At 38.7% G+C, this 18,957-nt stretch carries 17 protein-coding genes; all 17 read left to right on the top strand.

Annotated elements, in window-relative coordinates:
* Window positions 1-3: 3 nt before the first annotated feature.
* The 17 genes from hpf (at window position 4) to polA (ending at window position 18,904) form a co-directional block, all read left to right on the top strand.
* Complete coding sequence (gene hpf / locus BQ2679_RS00795; RefSeq protein ID WP_075565166.1) at window positions 4-552, top strand: ribosome hibernation-promoting factor, HPF/YfiA family; 549 nt, start codon at window positions 4-6, stop codon at window positions 550-552.
* Window positions 553-769: 217 nt separating this feature from the next.
* Window positions 770-1,978: an acyl-CoA dehydrogenase FadE gene (gene fadE, locus BQ2679_RS00790; RefSeq protein WP_075565164.1), complete on the top strand. Its 1,209-nt coding sequence runs from the start codon at window positions 770-772 to the stop codon at window positions 1,976-1,978.
* A 94-nt stretch (window positions 1,979-2,072) separates the two neighbouring features.
* Entirely contained in the window at window positions 2,073-2,921 is an 849-nt protein-coding gene (locus BQ2679_RS00785) for a 3-hydroxybutyryl-CoA dehydrogenase (RefSeq protein WP_075565162.1), read from the top strand.
* A gap of 18 nt (window positions 2,922-2,939) precedes the next feature.
* A complete protein-coding gene (locus BQ2679_RS00780) occupies window positions 2,940-4,118 on the top strand; it encodes an acetyl-CoA C-acetyltransferase (protein ID WP_075565159.1) in 1,179 nt (392 codons plus the stop codon).
* A gap of 277 nt (window positions 4,119-4,395) precedes the next feature.
* Window positions 4,396-5,175: an enoyl-CoA hydratase/isomerase family protein gene (locus BQ2679_RS00775; protein ID WP_006150502.1), complete on the top strand. Its 780-nt coding sequence runs from the start codon at window positions 4,396-4,398 to the stop codon at window positions 5,173-5,175.
* Between the two features lie 16 nt (window positions 5,176-5,191).
* Window positions 5,192-5,917, top strand: a complete 726-nt coding sequence (locus tag BQ2679_RS00770) for a CoA transferase subunit A (protein WP_075565157.1) — start codon at window positions 5,192-5,194, stop codon at window positions 5,915-5,917.
* A gap of 1 nt (window position 5,918) precedes the next feature.
* The gene (locus tag BQ2679_RS00765; protein ID WP_075565155.1) at window positions 5,919-6,569 is read left to right on the top strand and encodes a 3-oxoacid CoA-transferase subunit B; all 651 of its coding nucleotides are present in this window, start codon (window positions 5,919-5,921) and stop codon (window positions 6,567-6,569) included.
* Window positions 6,570-6,690: 121 nt separating this feature from the next.
* Entirely contained in the window at window positions 6,691-7,599 is a 909-nt protein-coding gene (locus tag BQ2679_RS00760; RefSeq protein ID WP_159427228.1) for a LysR family transcriptional regulator, read from the top strand.
* A 16-nt stretch (window positions 7,600-7,615) separates the two neighbouring features.
* Entirely contained in the window at window positions 7,616-8,728 is a 1,113-nt protein-coding gene (locus BQ2679_RS00755) for an acyl-CoA dehydrogenase family protein (protein WP_075565150.1), read from the top strand.
* Window positions 8,729-8,732: 4 nt separating this feature from the next.
* On the top strand, window positions 8,733-9,647 hold the full coding sequence (locus tag BQ2679_RS00750; protein WP_075565148.1) for an MBL fold metallo-hydrolase: 915 nt from the start codon (window positions 8,733-8,735) through the stop codon (window positions 9,645-9,647).
* 108 nt (window positions 9,648-9,755) lie between these two features.
* Complete coding sequence (locus BQ2679_RS00745) at window positions 9,756-10,694, top strand: DUF561 domain-containing protein (RefSeq protein ID WP_006150534.1); 939 nt, start codon at window positions 9,756-9,758, stop codon at window positions 10,692-10,694.
* A gap of 180 nt (window positions 10,695-10,874) precedes the next feature.
* Window positions 10,875-12,848 carry a DHH family phosphoesterase gene (locus tag BQ2679_RS00740; protein WP_075565146.1) on the top strand — a complete coding sequence of 658 codons (1,974 nt, stop codon included), beginning with the start codon at window positions 10,875-10,877 and terminating at the stop codon, window positions 12,846-12,848.
* Complete coding sequence (gene rplI / locus BQ2679_RS00735) at window positions 12,845-13,297, top strand: 50S ribosomal protein L9 (RefSeq protein ID WP_075565144.1); 453 nt, start codon at window positions 12,845-12,847, stop codon at window positions 13,295-13,297. The genes BQ2679_RS00740 and rplI overlap by 4 nt, the downstream gene beginning before the upstream one ends.
* Window positions 13,298-13,339: 42 nt before the next feature.
* The gene (gene dnaB / locus BQ2679_RS00730; RefSeq protein WP_075565142.1) at window positions 13,340-14,698 is read left to right on the top strand and encodes a replicative DNA helicase; all 1,359 of its coding nucleotides are present in this window, start codon (window positions 13,340-13,342) and stop codon (window positions 14,696-14,698) included.
* Window positions 14,695-14,967 carry a Veg family protein gene (locus tag BQ2679_RS00725; RefSeq protein WP_075565140.1) on the top strand — a complete coding sequence of 91 codons (273 nt, stop codon included), beginning with the start codon at window positions 14,695-14,697 and terminating at the stop codon, window positions 14,965-14,967. The genes dnaB and BQ2679_RS00725 overlap by 4 nt, the downstream gene beginning before the upstream one ends.
* Window positions 14,968-15,063: 96 nt before the next feature.
* Complete coding sequence (locus BQ2679_RS00720; protein ID WP_075565138.1) at window positions 15,064-16,206, top strand: SH3 domain-containing protein; 1,143 nt, start codon at window positions 15,064-15,066, stop codon at window positions 16,204-16,206.
* 64 nt (window positions 16,207-16,270) lie between these two features.
* Window positions 16,271-18,904, top strand: a complete 2,634-nt coding sequence (polA, locus tag BQ2679_RS00715) for a DNA polymerase I (protein ID WP_075565136.1) — start codon at window positions 16,271-16,273, stop codon at window positions 18,902-18,904.
* Window positions 18,905-18,957 lie beyond the last annotated feature (53 nt).

The following is an 18,957-nucleotide window of genomic DNA, read 5'->3' as shown; positions in this document are numbered from 1 at the left end:
TATATGATTAAATATAGTATCCGTGGTGAAAACCTAGAAGTAACTGAAGCAATTCGTGATTATGTAGTTTCTAAACTCGAAAAGATCGAAAAATACTTCCAAGCAGATCAAGAATTAGATGCGCGTGTCAACTTGAAAGTCTATCGTGAAAAAACTGCTAAGGTAGAAGTAACGATTCCACTTGGTTCTATTACCCTTCGTGCAGAAGATGTTTCTCAGGATATGTATGGATCTATCGACCTAGTGACAGATAAGATTGAACGTCAAATCCGTAAAAACAAAACAAAGATTGAGCGTAAAAACAGAAATAAAGTATCTAAAAGCCAGCTGTTCACAGATGCATTGGTTGAAGATACAGATACATCACAACCAAAAGTTGTTCGTTCAAAACAAATTGATTTGAAACCAATGGATTTAGAAGAAGCCATTCTACAAATGGACTTGCTAGGACATGATTTCTTCATCTACGTAGATGTTGAAGATGAATCAACAAATGTAATCTATCGTCGTGAAGATGGGGATATCGGTCTTCTCGAAGTAAAAGAATCATAAGATATTGTCGTTTAATATATAAGTGGGCTGTTGAAAACAGCCCACTTATTTGATTTTACAAAGATATAAGTTAGAGTATTAATTCAACTTATAGGGCCGTTTACTTTTATTAAGTAGACAAAAGAAAGCGCTTTAAGTTAGAATAGTCTTGTCAACAAATATTGAGCGCAAAAATGTAAGCGCTCTAAAAAATAATTTATTACAAAGGAGTCCACAGATGGCAACTAAAGAAGAAATCTTGCGCGAATTATATCCAGAGGATCTATTCCACTATGCAGATGGTTTAACATTGGGAGAAGCAGAAGTTTTACAAGAAACTCGTCGTTTGATTGAAAAACACCTTCGTCCTGTAATTAATGAATATTGGGAAGCACCTGATTTCCCATTCGAACAATTTTACGCTGTAGCAAAAGGCGCACAAATCATGAACAACCCTAAATTGTTCGAAGGAAGAGAAGGAAACTACAAACCATCAGAACTTTACATCGCATTCTTGTACCTTGAATTAGGTCGTTTCGATGCTTCTATGGCAACATTCTTCACAGTACATGGTGGACTTTGCTACAACACAATCTTGCTTGGTGGTGATGAGCGTCAACAAAAAGAATTCCTTCCTAAATTGGCTGCATTTGACTGGCAAGGATGTTTCGCTTTGACTGAGCCATTGTCAGGTTCTGACATCGCTGGTGGTCTTGCTACAACAGCTGAGCGCGTTGGAGACAAATGGATCTTGAACGGTGAAAAACGTTGGATCGGTGGGTCAGACACAGCTGACGTTGTTCCAGTATTCGCTCGCGACGTTGAAGATGGACGCGTGAAATGTTTCATCGTTCGTAAAGGTGCACCAGGATACCACGCTGAGCCAATCCCTCACAAAACTGCTCTTCGTTGCGTACGTAATGGTCACATTACTATGAAGAACGTTGAAGTTCCAGATTCAGACCGTTTGGTAAACATCAACGGATTTGCTGATGTAGCTCGTATCTTGACATTTACTCGTGCTGACGTTGCTCACATTGCAACTGCAATCACTTGTGGTTCATTTGTTGCAGCTCTTAAATATGCTAAAGACCGTCAACAATTCAAACGTCCAATTGCTTCATTCCAGATCGTTCAAGAAAAATTGGCTAGAATGCAAGCTAACGCAGTAGCAGCACTTTCTTACTCAGCTCGTATCGCAGAAATGCAAGAAGCTGGTAACGAATTGATGCTTAACTCTGCACTTGCTAAAATGCATAACTCATTGGTAATGCGTGAAACAGTTGCTCTTGCACGTGAAACATGTGGTGGTAACGGAATCACTCTTGAAACTGACGTAGCTCGCTTCTTTGCAGATGCTGAAGCAATCTACACTTATGAAGGTTCTCACGAAGTGAACGCATTGATCGTTGGTCGTGAACTTACTGGTATTGGTGCATTCGTATAATAATGAATTTGGAACGGTTGCTTAGCATTTGCTGAAAGACCGTTCCGATTCTTTCTTTATAAACTTTATATATTAAAATTAAGAGGAGAAAATAATGAGTATTTCTAAAGTAATGATCATTGGTTCTGGTCAAATGGGAGGCGGAATCGCGCAAGTATTCGCTCAATCTGGTTTTACAGTATACCTTAATGACATTAAAGAAGAATTTGTACAAAGAGGAATTGATAACATCTCTAAACAATTGGCTCGTTCAGTAGAAAAAGGACGTATGTCAGAAGAAGAAAAAGGAAAAATCTTGGGTAACTTGATTCCTTCAACTTCTTACGAAGATGCTAAAAATGTTCAATTGGTTATTGAAGCAGCTACAGAAAACAGAGATATCAAACTCAGCATCTTTAAACAATTGGATGAAATTACTGCTCCTGAAACAATTTTGGCTTCTAACACATCATCTCTTTCTATTACGGATATTGCTGCGGCTACAGTTCATCAAGAACGTGTAATTGGTATGCACTTCTTCAACCCAGCACCAGTTATGAAGTTGGTTGAAGTTATTCGTGCTCTTCAAACTTCAGATGAAGTTGTAAAAGCAGTCCGTGAATTGACTGAAAAAATTGGAAAAACTGCAGTTGACGTTAAAGACTCTTATGGATTCGTTGTTAACCGTGTGTTGATTCCAATGATTAATGAAGCTATCTTTATCCTTGGTGAAGGTGTTGCTTCTGCAGAAGAAATTGATGAAGCTATGAAATTGGGTGCAAACCATCCAATTGGCCCATTGGCACTTGCTGACTTGATCGGATTGGATGTATGTTTGGCAATCATGGGAGTATTGAATAACGGCTTCGGTGATCCTAAATACCGTCCAGCACCACTATTGAAGAAAATGGTTGAAGCTGGTAAACTAGGTCGTAAGACTAAAGAAGGATTCTTTAAATACTAAGATTATAAGGAGCAAATAATGAAAGAAGCAGTTATTGTTGCAGCGGTTCGTACACCTCTAGGTGCCTTCGGTGGAAGCTTGAAAGATGTTCCTGCTGTTGATTTGGGAAGTTTAGTTATCAAGAGTGCTATCGAAAGAGCTAACTTGAAACCAGAACAAGTTGATGAAGTTATCATGGGTAATGTTCTTGGCGCAGGCCTTGGACAAAACGTTGCACGTCAAATGAGCGTTAATGCGGGTATCCCAGTTGCTTCTCCAGCATTCACTATTAACAAAGTTTGTGGATCTGGTTTGAAAGCAGTTCAATTGGCGGCTCAAGCAGTATTGTGCGGAGATGCAGATATTGTTGTAGCCGGTGGTGCAGAAAACATGAGTCAAGCTCCTTACGTTGTTCAAAACCAACGTTGGGGATCTCGTATGGGAGACTCTAAAGTAGTAGATACTATGCTTCGCGATGGTTTGACAGATGGTTTCGAAGGTTTCCACATGGGTATTACAGCTGAAAACGTTGCTGAACAATACGGAATCACTCGTGAAGACCAAGATAACTTTGCTGTACAATCACAACAACGTGCAGTTGCAGCTATTGAAGCTGGACGCTTTAAAGAAGAAATCGTTCCAGTTGAAATTCCACAACGCCGTGGTGAGCCTATTGTATTTGATACAGATGAGTTCCCAAGAAAAGACGCTTCATTTGAAGGGCTTTCTAAACTTCGTCCAGTATTCAAGAAAGATGGTACTGTAACAGCTGGTAATGCTTCAGGTATCAATGATGGTGCAGCAGCAGTCGTAGTTATGAGTGCTGAAAAAGCTAAAGAATTGGGAGTTCCAGTATTGGCAACTATCAAATCTTACGCAAGCGCTGGTCTTGATCCAAAAGTTATGGGTTGTGGTCCAATCTATGCATCTCGTAAAGCACTTGAAAAAGGTGGATTTACAGTTGCGGATCTTGACTTGGTAGAATCAAACGAAGCATTTGCTGCTCAAGCATGTGCAGTTGGTAAAGAACTAGGTCTTGATCCAGAAAAAGTAAACGTTAACGGTGGAGCTATCGCTCTTGGACACCCAATCGGTGCTTCAGGATGCCGTATCTTAGTTACTCTTCTTCACGAAATGGAAAAACGTGATGCAAAACGTGGTCTTGCTACACTTTGTATCGGTGGAGGAATGGGTACTGCAGTTATCGTAGAACGTTAATTCCTACTTTATTCGATTGACTAAAATGTATTATATCTTACCTGAAATCTCCTCGGAGAATTTCGGGTAAGATATTTTTTATTCTAAATAATTAGAAGTCTAAAGTATCAAAATAAAAGCGCTTTCCTATAAGATGAACTTATAGTTCCAAGCATAAATACTAAGTGGACGGCTGTTAATAAATAAGGTATTATACTAATGTAAGCACTTACATTAGTATCGGTATTTGTTGACGCAGTACTCTATACTCAAAATAACTTAAAGTAGGAGGAGAATAATGAGTAATACAGTTTTATTAGAGGTTAAAGATGGTATCGGTTATATCACCATTAACCGCCCAGCAGCTTTGAACGCGTTGAGTTCAGAGGTTTTGACGGATTTAAATCTTGTTTTAGATGAAGTAGAAAAACATGAAGATATCCGTGTTGTTATTGTTAGTGGTCAAGGTGATAAGGCATTTGTTGCAGGGGCTGATATTAAGGAAATGGACCAAATGTCTCCAATTCAAGCCTTCGAATACATGACATATGCCAATGATACATTTACCCGTCTGTCTGATCTTACTCAACCGACTATTGCAGTTCTTAATGGATATGCTTTGGGAGGCGGTTTGGAACTTGCACTCTCAACGGATATTAGAATTGGCTTTGAAAAGACGATGGTAGGATTCCCTGAAGTTGGCTTGGGTATCATTCCTGGTTTCGCAGGAACACAAAGAATGTCTCGTTTGATCGGTACTAGCAAGACAAAAGAATTGATCTACACTGCTAGAATCGTCAAAGGAAATGAAGCCTATGACCTAGGAATTTTGAACAAACTTGTTCCAGCTGAGGAATTATTGTCATCTGCTGAAGAACTAGCTAAAAGCATCATGAAAAATGCTCCGTTGGCTGTTGAAAAAGCTAAGCATGTCATTCAAGTTGGTTCAGAACTTCCTCTTAAGAATGCAATTCGTTTAGAGACAGAAGCTGAAGCTCTTCTCTTCTCTACTGAAGACAAAGTTGAAGGAATGCGTGCTTTTGTTGAAAAACGTAAAGCCGTGTTCAACCGTAAATAAAAATTGAGGTGTTAGTATGAAAGCTGTTTTATCATTACAAGAAGCTATTTCTAAAGTAAAACCTGGTGATGTCGTAGGGATTTCAGGATTCCTTGCTGTTGGTGAACCTTTGGAGTTAATCGAAGAGTTGGTTAGACAAAATCAACAAGATTTGACTTTGGTTTCAGTTGTTACTTCACATCCAGGTAAAGAAGTGGGTGTTGGACGCCTTTGTGAAAACCACCAAGTTAAAAAATATGTTGCTGCCCACATTGGTACATCTCCTGCTGCTCAAAAAGAATACTTTAGTGGAGAAATGAAAGTAGAATTCACTCCAATGGGTACTGTTGTTGAACGTCTTCACGCTGCTGGAGCAGGTCTTGGAGGAGTTTTGACACCGACAGGAGTTGGTACTATTTTAGAAAATGAGCATGAAAAAGTAGTTCGCAATGGTCGTGAGTACCTCATTTATGACCCGCTAAAACTTGACGTAGCATTGATTAAAGCTACAAAAGCTGATAAGTACGGAAACTTGTACATTGATGGTACAACTAAGAACATTTCATTGCAACTAGCTCTTGCAGCAGATACAGTTATCGTTGAAACAAATGAAATTGTTGAAGTTGGTGAAATTAAACCGGATGACATCTATATTCCAGGTATCCTTGTTGACTATGTAGTCCAAGGCTTAACTCCAGAAGAACACCACAAGATGATGGGTGACCTCTGGACAGAGACTAATAAATTAGCGGGGGTAAAATAATATGAAACCAAAAGAAATTATTGCAAGACGTGTTGCTCTTGAATTTAAAGATGGTGATGTTGTAAACCTTGGATTTGGTATTCCAAATGCTTCTGCAGACTTCATCCCAGAAGGTGTTAATGTAATCCTTCAAGCAGAAAATGGTGCCCTTCGCTTTGGTGAAACACCAACTAAAGATAATTACAATCCAAACCTAGCAAACTCAGGTGGTGCGCCAATTACTCTCCTTCCAGGGGCTGCTTTGTTTGATTTGCAAACATCATTTGCAATTATTCGTGGTGGTCACGTTGATGCGACTGTTCTTGGAGCTCTTGAAGTAAGCCAGGACGGAAGCATTGCAAACTGGATTATCCCAGGTAAATTTGCACCAGGTATGGGTGGAGCGATGGACCTTTTGGTAGGTGCTAAACGCGTTATTGGAGCAATCCAACATACTACAGGTGGCGAATCTAAACTTTTGAAAGAGTGCACATTGCCTCTATCAGCTAAAGGAGTTTTAGATCTTGTCATTACAGAACTAGCTGTTTTTGGATTCAAAGATGGTAAATTCTTGTTGAAAGAAGTTGCACCAGGTGTAACTGTAGAAGAAGTTCTTGAAAAAACAGCCGGTGACGTTATTGTTGCAGAAGATGTGAAGACAATGCCTATCTAGGCTAATATTGGCTATTTTCTTCTGAACATGATATTATATATGTAAACGATACTATCGTCTTTTTAGGCGGTAGTATCAATTGGTATCTAAGTGAAAAAAATGGAAGTAAGGTGATAGCTAAGTGGATATTATACAAATGAACTATTTCATTAATATAGTCGAATGTGGTTGCAATCTATCGATTGCAGCAAAGAAAATCCATATTAGTCAGTCAGCCTTAAGTCAATTTGTAACAAATTTTGAAGCAGCTGAGGGAATCCAATTATTCAATCGAAAGAATGGTAGATTGGAAAGTTTGACTGAGGCAGGACGAAAGATTTATCGTTTTGCCACAGAAATTGTTAATCGTCACGAAGAGATGCTTTCAATGATTCATATTGAATCACAAAAGCAGAGAGGGACTATTAATCTTGGTATTCCTTCTTTGATATTAAGAACGTTCTTCTCAAACGCTCTACCGCATTTTTTGAGAAACAACCCTCACATCTATATTCAAGTTATAGAGGGTGGAGGAAAAGAGATTCACCAAAAAATGAGTGACGGTGATTTGAACCTAGCATTTTTAATTGAGCCAACAAACTTAGATGCACAAAAATTTGAACAACATATTATTCATTTAGACGAGTATGTTGCTTATATGGATAAACATCATCCATTAGCACAGAAAGAAGCGCTAGATTGGTCTGATCTTGCTGATTATGATTTAGCAATCTTTAATAAAACATTTACGACTTATGATTTGGTGGTTGAGAAACTTCGTTCACAACGCATAAATACTAAATTTGCTTATTTATCATCTACTTGGGACTTTTTAATTGAGTCTACTTATCAAACAGACTTGATTACAATTTTACCAAAATCTGTTGAAACTCTTGTAGATGGCAGTCGCTTCCAAACTGTCCGCTTTAATGACCCGATTCCTTTTAATGTTTGGTTCTGTAGACCATACAAGGCTTCCTATAACGAGGTCGAATCCTATGTGTATGAAGAATTATTAAAAGGGTATTATCAACCCTTGTCTGAGAATTAGCTTGGGGTGAAGAGTAATGGTCTACAATGATAACCTTGCTAAAAGGTATAATGCAGAGATAAGCAGTCTAATTGCAAGCTATTTTGAGCATAGAATAGATAAAAATCAATTTCCAAGAGAATTGTTAGATGAGTTTATTGGATCTTTTGATATATTTTCTTCCATCGTAAAGGATGAAGATTCGATTTTAAGTGAAGAATTCATGACTTTTATTCGTATAATCTCAAAAGAATTTGCTGCTTTTTCGACAGTTTTATTAACGCAGGCTTGCTATGGGATTTATCCTATTAATCGATACGGTAGTCCTAAACAAAAAAGTCTATATCTTGAAAAATTAATTAAAGGAGAGATATTGGCTGGTCTGGGTTTTTCTGAGGGATATCTTGGCGAAAATCTAGAATTAGTGAATACAACTGCGACTAAAACAAGTAATGGATGGCGTCTTTCAGGTAAGAAATCGATTGTTTCAAATTGCCGTTTTACGGATATACTTTTTATATTTGCCAAAGTAGAAAATGATGAAAAGAAACCGTCGTTTGGATTTTTTATCGTAGACACTAAGGTCCCAGGTGTTTACTTTGGAGAAGATATCCCTAAACAAGGACTAAAAGGTTTACCAATCAGTTCAGTTACTTTTGATAATATTGAATTATCAGAGGATAGTTTATTAGGGATGACTTTAGCTGGTCAAGAACAGTTAAATGACTTTGTTCGAAAGCTTCAATTAGGTTTAAGCGCAGTTTCTATTGGAATTTCCGAAGGAGCTTTTGAAAAAGGTTTATCTTTTCTAAAGGTGAAACGTGGTTTTGGTAAGAGGTTGATTGATGCGACTATTTATCAACATCAATTTGCTGATTTATATACAAAACTATGTGCAGCAGAAGCGTATTTCAATTCATATAAGAATCAAATGTTAGATGATTCTTTGTATGTTTCACAGATTAAATTATATACTACAAAAGTAGCTATTGAAATTTCTGAAGAGATTATCAGATTAATAGGTCCGCTACAAGCACAGGATAAAAGCCCGATTGATCGTTATTTAAAAGATGCTAAAACTATTGAAAGTTACGGGAAATCTGGAGACTCAATTCGAAAAAGAATAGCACACCAGTGGCTAAAGGAGTAATAGAATGACAGAACTCAAGTTGCAAGAGTATCAATTTCATAATATGAAGTTGACATGGCTACGAGGAGCTGATAAATTAACTGATGCAGGGACATTATTTGGTCCTGTTCCAAAAGTTGTGTGGTCTCGATACTATCCAACAAATGAAGACAATATGATGTCTGAGTTGACAGATCCGATCTTGATTCAATACCAAGGGAAGAATTACCTGATGGATGCAAGTTTCGATACGGCAAAATTGTCTGAGAAACAAAGACGCAATCTTGGAATTTTATCTGAAAGTAAAATTGAAGAGAGTTTAGAGCTTTTAGGCTTGTCTCCAGAGAAGATTGATTATGTACTGATGACACATATGCACCATGACCATTCAGGTGGTTTGACACGCGTTAATTCTGAGGGCAATCTTGTTTCTAAGTTTCCAAATGCAAAGATTATTGTCAATGATATAGAATGGTACGAAATGAGAAATCCTAATAATCGTACTCGTGGAACTTATTTGAAAGAGAATTGGGAGCCGATTCAGGACCAAGTTACAACTTTCTCTGATTCTGTTGAGATTATTCCAGAAATTCAAATGATTCATACAAGCGGACATAGTAACGGTCACTGTATTATTTTACTTAAACAAGGTGAAGATACAATGATTCACATGGGAGATTTGATGCTAACACACGTTCATCGAAATCCACTATGGGTCCCAGCTGTAGATGATTATCCAATGAAATCTATTTCAGCAAAAGAAAAATGGCTTAAGCAAGCCTTTGAAAATGGTTATAAATTCTTCTTCTATCATGATCAATTTTTTGCAGTTGCAGAATTTGATAAAGAAGGTAAAGAATTTGTGGACTATGTTTTACGCTCACGTCCACCAGTGATTCCATTTACAGAACAGCAAGATCGTAGACCAGACTTTTTATAATAGTTGCGTATAAGGAGACAAATGACTAAATTCTCTTGTTTGTTAGATACAGGAAAATAGCCTGTTGAATTTCAAACAAAACTGAACCGAAAATAAAGGAGTAAACATATGTCTATTACTAAACTTTTGCAAATCAAATACCCTATTTTCCAAGGAGCTATGGCTCAAATTTCTCACTATCAACTTGCTGCTGCTGTTTCAGAAGCAGGAGGACTAGGAATTATTGCCTCTGGTGGTATGACAGGAGAACAACTTCGCGAAGAAATTCGTGAATTGAGAAAATTAACTGACAAACCTTTTGGTGTTAACATCATGTTAATGATGAAAAACATCAAGGATATTGTAACAGTTATTATCGAAGAAAAAGTTCCAGTTGTTACTACTGGTGCAGGAACTCCAAAACATATTATGCCATATTTGAAAGAAGCTGGTGTTAAAGTGATTCCTGTAGTTGCTAGTGTAAAACATGCTCAAAAAATGCAAGAACTCGGGGTTGATGCAGTTGTTGCTGAAGGTTCAGAAGCAGGAGGACACATTGGTGACACTAACACTATGGCTTTGATTCCTCAAATTGTAGATGCTGTTGATATTCCTGTCATCGCTGCGGGTGGTATTGCTGACGGTCGTGGATTGGCTGCTGCCTTTACACTTGGAGCTCAAGGTGTACAAATGGGTACTATCTTCTTGGCTTCAAACGAATGTCCAATTGCTGATGCTTATAAAGAAGCTGTCCTTGCAGCAAATGATACAGCAACTGCTGTTACTGGACGTATCGCAGGAGCTCCTGTTCGTTGTATTCGCAATGAAATGACAGACCACTACATCGAATTAGAACAAAAAGGTACAAACCGTGAAGAGCTTGAAGAAATTACTATCGGTTCTCTTTCTAAAGCAGTTTACGAAGGTGATACTGTACACGGTTCAATGATGAGTGGACAAATTGCAGGTATGGTAAAAGAAATTAAACCATGTAAAGAAATCATCGAAACAATCGTGGCAGAAGCACAAGAACGTCTTAAACACGTTGAAATTTCAGTAGGTGAATAATCTATCTAACTGAAAAAATACTTAAGGCAAATATAGAAGTATATCTATAGGAGGGCGATTTAATCGCCCTCTTTTGTTCTTTAAAAACCTTTACAAAACACTTGTCTAATATCCTCGTAAACTTCCTTAAGTTCGCTTTTTGCCTATATTTATGGTATAATAATGCGCAAGAGGTTTCGAATGAAAAAAAATGAAAAAAATCCCTTTTTAATATACCTATTTTCTATGACGGCATTTACAGTCATGTCTGTATTGGTTATTTTCTTGAAAGATGATTTTGTCACAATAGCAAGCCTATTTTTCTTTATTGTAGCATTTTTATTGTTATTTAATTTTCAGAGAAAATGCTATCAGAAAACTGAAATTGAGCAAATTCAATATGTAAACCACCAAGCTGAAGATAGTCTAAGTACGCTATTGGAACGGATGCCGGTTGGAGTAATCAAACTCAACATGGATAGTATTGAAATTGAATGGTTTAATCCCTATGCCGAGCTAATTCTAACAACTGAAGATGGGGAGATTGATATTTCCCAAGTTCAAGAAATCATAAAAGCGTCTATATCTTCTCCTGGTGTTTATGCCAATATTGGAGAGAAGCGTTACGCTGTTCATCTTGACAGAAATTCTGGAGTTTTATACTTTTTTGATGTGTCAGGAGAGTATGAAGCGACAATTGAACTGGCTACTAGTCGTCCAGTTATTGGTGTTATCTCAGTTGACAACTATGATGATTTAGAAAATGAAACGTCTGAATCTGATATCAGCCAGATCAATAGCTTTGTTGCCAATTTTGTCGAGGAATTTACAAGACAGCATAAGATGTTTTCACGCCGCGTTGGCATGGATCGCTTTTACCTGTTTACAGACTATATCGTTCTTGAACATTTGATGAAGGATAAGTTCTCTGTCATTGATACCTTCCGTGAGGAAGCTAAACAAAGGAATCTACCTTTAACGATTAGTATGGGACTTTCATATGGAGACGGTGATCACGAGAGCATTGGTAAGGTTGCTTTATCCAACCTTAACTTAGCTGAAGTTCGTGGCGGAGATCAGGTTGTCGTACGAGAAAATGATGAGACTAAGAATCCAGTCTACTTTGGTGGAGGCTCTGTTGCGTCTGTTAAACGTACAAGAACTCGTACGAGAGCAATGATGACTGCAATATCAGAGAAGCTGAAGAGTGTTGATCGTGTATTCATCGTTGGGCATAAAAACTTAGACATGGATGCTTTAGGATCTGCTGTTGGTATGCAGTTATTCTCTAGCAATGTAATGGACGAGTCCTATGTTGTTTATGATGCTGAGCAAATGTCTCCTGATATTCATAGAGCTATAGAATTTTTAGAAAACGAGGGAGTGACAAAACTTCTTCCTCTAACTGAAGCAATGGATATGGTGACGACACGTTCATTATTAGTCATGGTTGACCACTCTAAGACAGCCTTGACACTCTCAAAAGACTTCTATGACTTGTTTACTCAAACAATCGTCATCGACCACCACCGACGAGATCAGGACTTCCCTGAAAATGCAGCTATTACCTATATTGAAAGTGGAGCTAGTAGTGCAAGTGAATTAGTGACTGAGTTAATTCAGTTCCAAAATTCTAAGAAGATTCGTTTGAGTCGTATTCAAGCAAGCCTACTGATGGGTGGTATGATGCTGGATACTAAGAATTTTACATCTCGTGTGACTAGTCGAACTTTTGATGTAGCTAGCTATTTACGAACACGTGGAAGTGATAGTGTTGTGATTCAAGATATATCAGCGACTGATTTTGAAGAGTATCGTCTAGTAAATGAATTAATTTTACAAGGCCAAATGGTGCAACCATCTATTCTTGTGGCTCAAGCTTTAGAGAATAAGGAATATGATACGGTTGTTATTAGTAAAGCGGCAGACGCTATGCTTGCTATGTCAGGTATAGAAGCTAGTTTTGTGGTTGCAAGGAATCTCCAGGGAGATATTTCTATTTCTGCACGTAGCCGCAGTAAGATTAATGTACAACGTATAATGGAAGAGTTAGGCGGTGGAGGTCACTTTAACTTAGCCGCCGCGCGTTTGAATGATATGACCCTGCAAGAAGCTGGAGATAAACTGAAGGTAGTAATCTCTAATGATATAACAAATAAGGAGACAGAAGAATGAAGGTAATCTTTTTAGCAGATGTTAAAGGCAAAGGAAAAAAAGGCGAAATTAAGGAAGTTCCTACAGGTTATGCACAAAATTTCTTAATCAAGAAAAATCTTGCTAAAGAAGCAACAGCTCAAGCGATTGGAGAGTTGCGTGGAAAGCAGAAATCAGAAGAAAAAGCGCATGCTGAACTTCTAGCTGAAGCACAAGAAATCAAAGCAAAACTTGAAGCTGAAGAAACGATTGTTGAGTTTGTAGAGAAAGTAGGTCCGGATGGACGTACTTTTGGTTCTATTACCAACAAGAAAATTGCAGAAGAACTCCAAAAACAATTTGGAATTAAAATTGATAAACGTCACATCCAAGTCCAAGCGCCAATTCGAGCAGTTGGTTTGATTGATGTACCTGTAAAGATTTATCAAGATGTAACTAGTGTCATCAATCTTCGTGTAAAAGAAGGCTAAGCTAGATTTGAGTAATGATTTTGTAAAAGGAAGGAAAGTCTGATGGCAGAAGTAGCAGAACTACGAGTTCAGCCCCAGGATATTTTGGCAGAACAATCTGTATTGGGAGCTATATTTATTGATGAAAGTAAGCTCGTATTTGTTCGAGAATATATTGATTCTCGAGACTTCTTTAAGTACGCTCACCGTTTGATTTTTCAGGCTATGGTGGATCTGTCTGATCGTGGCGAAGCAATTGATGCAACAACTGTTCGTACCATTTTAGATAATCAGAATGATTTACAAAATATTGGTGGTCTGTCCTACCTTGTTGAAATCATCAACTCTGTTCCAACCTCTGCCAATGCTGAGTACTATGCAAAAATTGTGGCAGAAAAAGCCATGCTTCGTCGCTTGATTGCTAAGTTGACAGATTCTGTTAATCAAGCTTATGAAGCGTCTAGTCCTGTGGATGAAATTATTGCTCAGGCAGAAAAGGGCTTGATTGATGTTAGCGAAAATGCCAATCGTAGTGGGTTTAGAAATATTCGTGATATCCTAAACCTAAACTTTGGAAATTTGGAAACTCGCTCACAACAAACATCTGATATTACAGGAATTGCTACTGGTTATCAAGATTTGGATCATATGACTACAGGTTTACACGAGGAAGAGTTGATTATTATAGCAGCTCGTCCTGCTGTTGGTAAGACGGCCTTTGCTTTAAATATTGCTCAAAACATTGGAACCAAGTTAGATAAAACAGTTGCTATCTTCTCGCTAGAGATGGGGGCAGAGAGCTTGGTCGATCGTATGTTGGCTGCTGAAGGTTTGGTAGAGTCTCACTCTATCCGTACAGGGCAATTGACTGAGGAAGAGTGGCGCAAATATACGATTGCTCAAGGTAATCTTGCAAAAGCAAGTATCTATATCGATGATACACCAGGGATTCGAATCACAGAGATTCGTTCTCGTGCGAGAAAATTGTCACAGGAAACAGGTAATCTTGGTTTAATTTTGATTGACTACCTACAGCTAATCACAGGAACTGGTCGAGAAAATCGACAGCAAGAAGTTTCTGAGATTTCACGTCAGTTGAAAATTCTAGCAAAGGAACTTAAAGTTCCAGTCATTGCACTTAGTCAGTTGTCACGTAGTGTTGAGCAACGTCAAGATAAAAGGCCAGTATTATCAGATATTCGAGAGTCTGGGTCTATCGAGCAGGATGCGGATATCGTAGCCTTTCTCTATCGAGATGACTATTATGAACGCGGTGGCGAAGAAGAAGAAAGTCATCCGAATAACAAGATAGAAGTTATTATCGAGAAAAACCGTAGCGGCGCTCGTGGAACAGTTGAGTTAATTTTCCAGAAAGAATATAATAAGTTTTCAAGTATTTCAAAGAGAGAGGAACAAAGATGACAGATGCATTTACAGATGTAGCTAAGATGAAAAAAATAAAAGAAGAAATCAAGGCGCATGAAGGACAAGTAGTTGAGATGACCTTAGAAAATGGTCGTAAACGTCAAAAAAATAAGTTAGGAAAATTGATAGAAGTGTATCCATCACTCTTTATCGTTGAGTTTGGCAATGTAGAAGGAGATAAGCAGGCTAATGTCTATGTTGAATCCTTTACCTATTCAGATATCTTAACCGAAAAGAACTTGATTCGATACTTGGATGAGGAATAATCGTCTAAAAGTGGGAAATTTCCCACTTTTTTCTTTTTCTCCCGAATAAGTTATTTGAGGCTAACCTCAAAAATTTATATCACTAAAGGAGAATGAATGACATTTACTAAAGCAGGAAATAAAAAGGCAATTACTCTAAAAAAAGCTACTGTAAGAACAGCTTCTCTATTGCTGGCAGGTGTTTTTTTATTTGGAGTCGGATCTGTTCAGGCTAATCAACTAGCCCAAGCATCTAGAGCACGAGGAGATGATTACCCTCATTACTATAAAAATGGAAGCCAAGACATTGATAAATGGCGTCTATACTCTAGACAATGCACTTCTTTCGCTGCTTTTCGCTTAAGTAACGCCAATGGATTTGAGTTACCTCCAGCATATGGAAACGCTAGAGAGTGGGGCTATCGTGCTCAACGAGAAGGTTATCGTGTGGACAAGACTCCGACAATTGGTTCAATTGCATGGGACGGAAGCGGAGACTATGGCCACGTTGCATGGGTTTCTAATGTTTTTGGTGATATGATTGAAATTGAAGAATACAACTATGGATATACAGGTAAGTATAATCGTCGGACGATAAAAGCAAGTTCAATGACAGGCTTCATTCACTTTAAGGATTTGGGAGGTACGAGTAAAGCTCCTAGTGTCCCTATATCTCCATCCCTTGGGGTTCCTGGGACTCATTTGTTTACAGAAAAAGCTGCTATTATGAACCAGCCATCACAACAGGCTGCGATTATTGACTATTATTACCCTGGAGAAAGTGTTCATTACGATCAGACTCTTGAAAAAGATGGCTATAAATGGCTTTCTTATCTATCCCGAACTGGTAGTAGAAGATATGTCCAGCTAACTAAAACAGCCACCTCTAAGAGTGGATGGGAAAAACAGGGGACAACTTGGTACTACTTTGAAAATGGGAAGGTATCGCTTGGTTGGAAAAAGATAAACGGCAGTTGGTACTATTTCCAAACTAATGGTTCAATGAGAACAGGTTGGCTAAAAGACAGTTCCAAGTGGTATTACCTGAAATCGTCTGGAGAAATGCAGACGGGTTGGTTGAAGGATAAGGGCATTTGGTATTATTTTGAAAACTCAGGAGCTATGAAAACAGATCAGTGGTTCCAGGTTTCAGGGAAATATTATTACGTGAATGCATCTGGAGAATTGGCAGTAGATACGACAATCGATGGTTTTCAGGTTGACAGCAATGGCGCGCGAGCAGAAAAAACATCCCAATAAGCCTTGATCGATAATCTAACTCTTAGCAATGGTATTTTTCCCTGCTTTCCTTTATAATGGGTGTATGGACAAGAAAAAATTATTATTGATTGATGGATCTTCAGTTGCTTTCCGAGCATTTTTTGCACTTTACCAGCAACTGGATCGTTTTAAAAATGACAATGGACTACATACCAATGCAATCTACGGTTTTCACCTGATGCTAAATCACCTATTGGAACGTGTCCAGCCAAGTCATATTTTGGTTGCTTTTGATGCGGGGAAAACGACTTTCCGTACAGAGATGTATGCAGATTATAAGGGTGGTCGTGCGAAGACTCCAGATGAGTTTCGTGAGCAATTTCCCTTCATTCGTGAGTTGCTAGACCATCTTGGGATTCGCCACTATGAATTAGCCCAGTATGAGGCGGATGATATCATTGGAACTCTTGGTCGCTTGGCTGAGAAGGAATCTTTTGATGTGACAATCGTTAGTGGAGATAAGGACTTGATTCAGCTGACAGATGATCATACAGTGGTTGAGATTTCTAAGAAAGGTGTGGCTGAGTTTGAGGCCTATACCCCAGAATATCTCATGGAAAAGATGGGAATCACACCAGCTCAGTTTATTGATCTTAAGGCCCTTATGGGGGATAAGTCTGATAATATCCCTGGGGTGACCAAGATTGGTGAAAAGACTGGTATTAAGCTCTTGTTAGAAAACGGCTCGCTGGAAGGTATTTATGGAAATATCGATGGCATGAAGGCTTCCAAGATGAAGGAAAATCTTGTCAATGACAAGGAACAGGCCTTTCTGTCTAAAACACTAGCTACCATCGACACAAAAGCGCCAATCGAGATAGGTCTAAATGATTTGGTCTATAGTGGACCAAATGTGGAAAACCTTGGGAAATTCTACGATGAGATGGGCTTTAAACAACTCAAGCAGGCTTTGAATGCTTCTCAGACTAACCAAACTGAGACTTTGAATTTCACTATAGTGGATAAAGTAAGTCAAGATATGCTGAGTGCCGAATCTATCTTCCACTTTGAACTGTTTGGTGAAAATTACCATACAGATGACTTGGTTGGTTTTGCTTGGTCTTGTGGAGACAAGCTCTATGCTACAGATAAGTTGGAACTCTTGCAGGAGCCAATTCTCAAGGAATTTCTAGAAAAAACACCTCTGAAAGTATATGACTTTAAGAAAGCTAAAGTTCTCTTAAATCGTTTTGGCTTGGACTTGCAGGCTCCTGCTTTTGACAGTCGCTTGGCCAAATACCTTCTCTCTACTGTAGAGAATAATGAAATTTCAACCATTGCTAGTCTCTATGGTCAAACTTACCTAGTCGATGATGAAACCTTCTATGGTAAGGGTGTCAAGAAAGCTATCCCTGAGAGAGAAACCTTATTGGAGCACTTGGCTCGCAAGGTTGCTGTGCTGGTTGAGACAGAGCCTGTATTGCTTGAAAAGTTAAGTGAAAACGGACAATTAGACCTTCTCTATGAGATGGAGCAGCCTCTGGCCTTTGTTCTTGCTAAGATGGAAATCGCTGGGATTAAGGTCAAAAAAGAAACACTTCTTGAGATGCAAGCTGAAAATGAGCTCGTCATCGAGAAGTTGACTCAAGAGATTTATGAACTAGCTGGTGAGGAATTTAATATCAACTCGCCTAAACAGTTGGGTGAACTACTTTTTGAAAAGCTAGGTCTCCCTATAGAATACACCAAGAAAACCAAGACAGGTTACTCAACAGCAGTGGATGTGTTAGAGCGCCTAGCTCCTATTGCCCCAATCGTCAAGAAAATTTTAGATTATCGTCAGATTGCTAAGATTCAATCCACTTATGTGATTGGTTTACAGGATTGGATTTTAGCGGATGGCAAGATTCACACGCGCTATGTTCAAGATTTGACTCAGACAGGGCGTCTGTCTAGTGTGGATCCAAACTTGCAAAATATTCCTGTTCGTTTGGAACAAGGCCGCCTCATTCGTAAGGCTTTCGTGCCAAAGTGGGAGGATAGTGTCCTTCTCAGCTCTGACTATTCACAGATTGAGTTGCGAGTTTTGGCGCATATCTCTAAAGATGAGCACTTAATCAAGGCCTTCCAAGAGGGAGCTGATATCCATACCTCGACAGCCATGCGGGTCTTTGGAATTGAACGTCCTGAAGATGTGACTCCATACGACCGTCGCAATGCCAAGGCTGTCAACTTTGGAGTGGTTTACGGAATTTCAGACTTTGGTTTATCCAATAACCTAGGTATCAGCCGTAAAGAGGCTAAGGCATACATCGACACTTACTTTGAACGCTTCCCAGGTATTAAAAACTACATGGATGAAGTGGTTCGTGAGGCGCGTGATAAGGGTTATGTGGAGACTCTCTTCAAACGTCGTCGTGAGTTACCAGATATCAATTCGCGTAACTTTAACATTCGTGGTTTTGCAGAGCGTACAGCTATCAACTCACCTATTCAAGGATCGGCTGCAGATATTCTCAAAATCGCCATGATTCAGCTAGATAAAGCCTTGCTAGCAGGTGGTTATCAAACTAAGATGCTGTTACAAGTACACGATGAAATTGTTCTTGAAGTGCCTAAGTCAGAATTAGCTGCCATTAAAAAAATCGTCAAACAAACCATGGAAGAAGCCATTCAACTCAGTGTGCCACTGATTGCTGATGAAAATGAAGGCGTGACTTGGTATGAGGCCAAATAAAAAATAGCCTATCAGACAAAAAAGAAATCCCCTTGAACGCTACTGTTCAAAGG

Origin of the sequence: Streptococcus timonensis (genome assembly GCF_900095845.1) — a bacterium.
Classification (GTDB): Bacteria; Bacillota; Bacilli; order Lactobacillales; family Streptococcaceae; genus Streptococcus; species Streptococcus timonensis.
The sequence above is the reverse complement of the archived record's forward strand: the minus strand, read 5'-3'. Positions and strand labels throughout refer to the sequence as shown.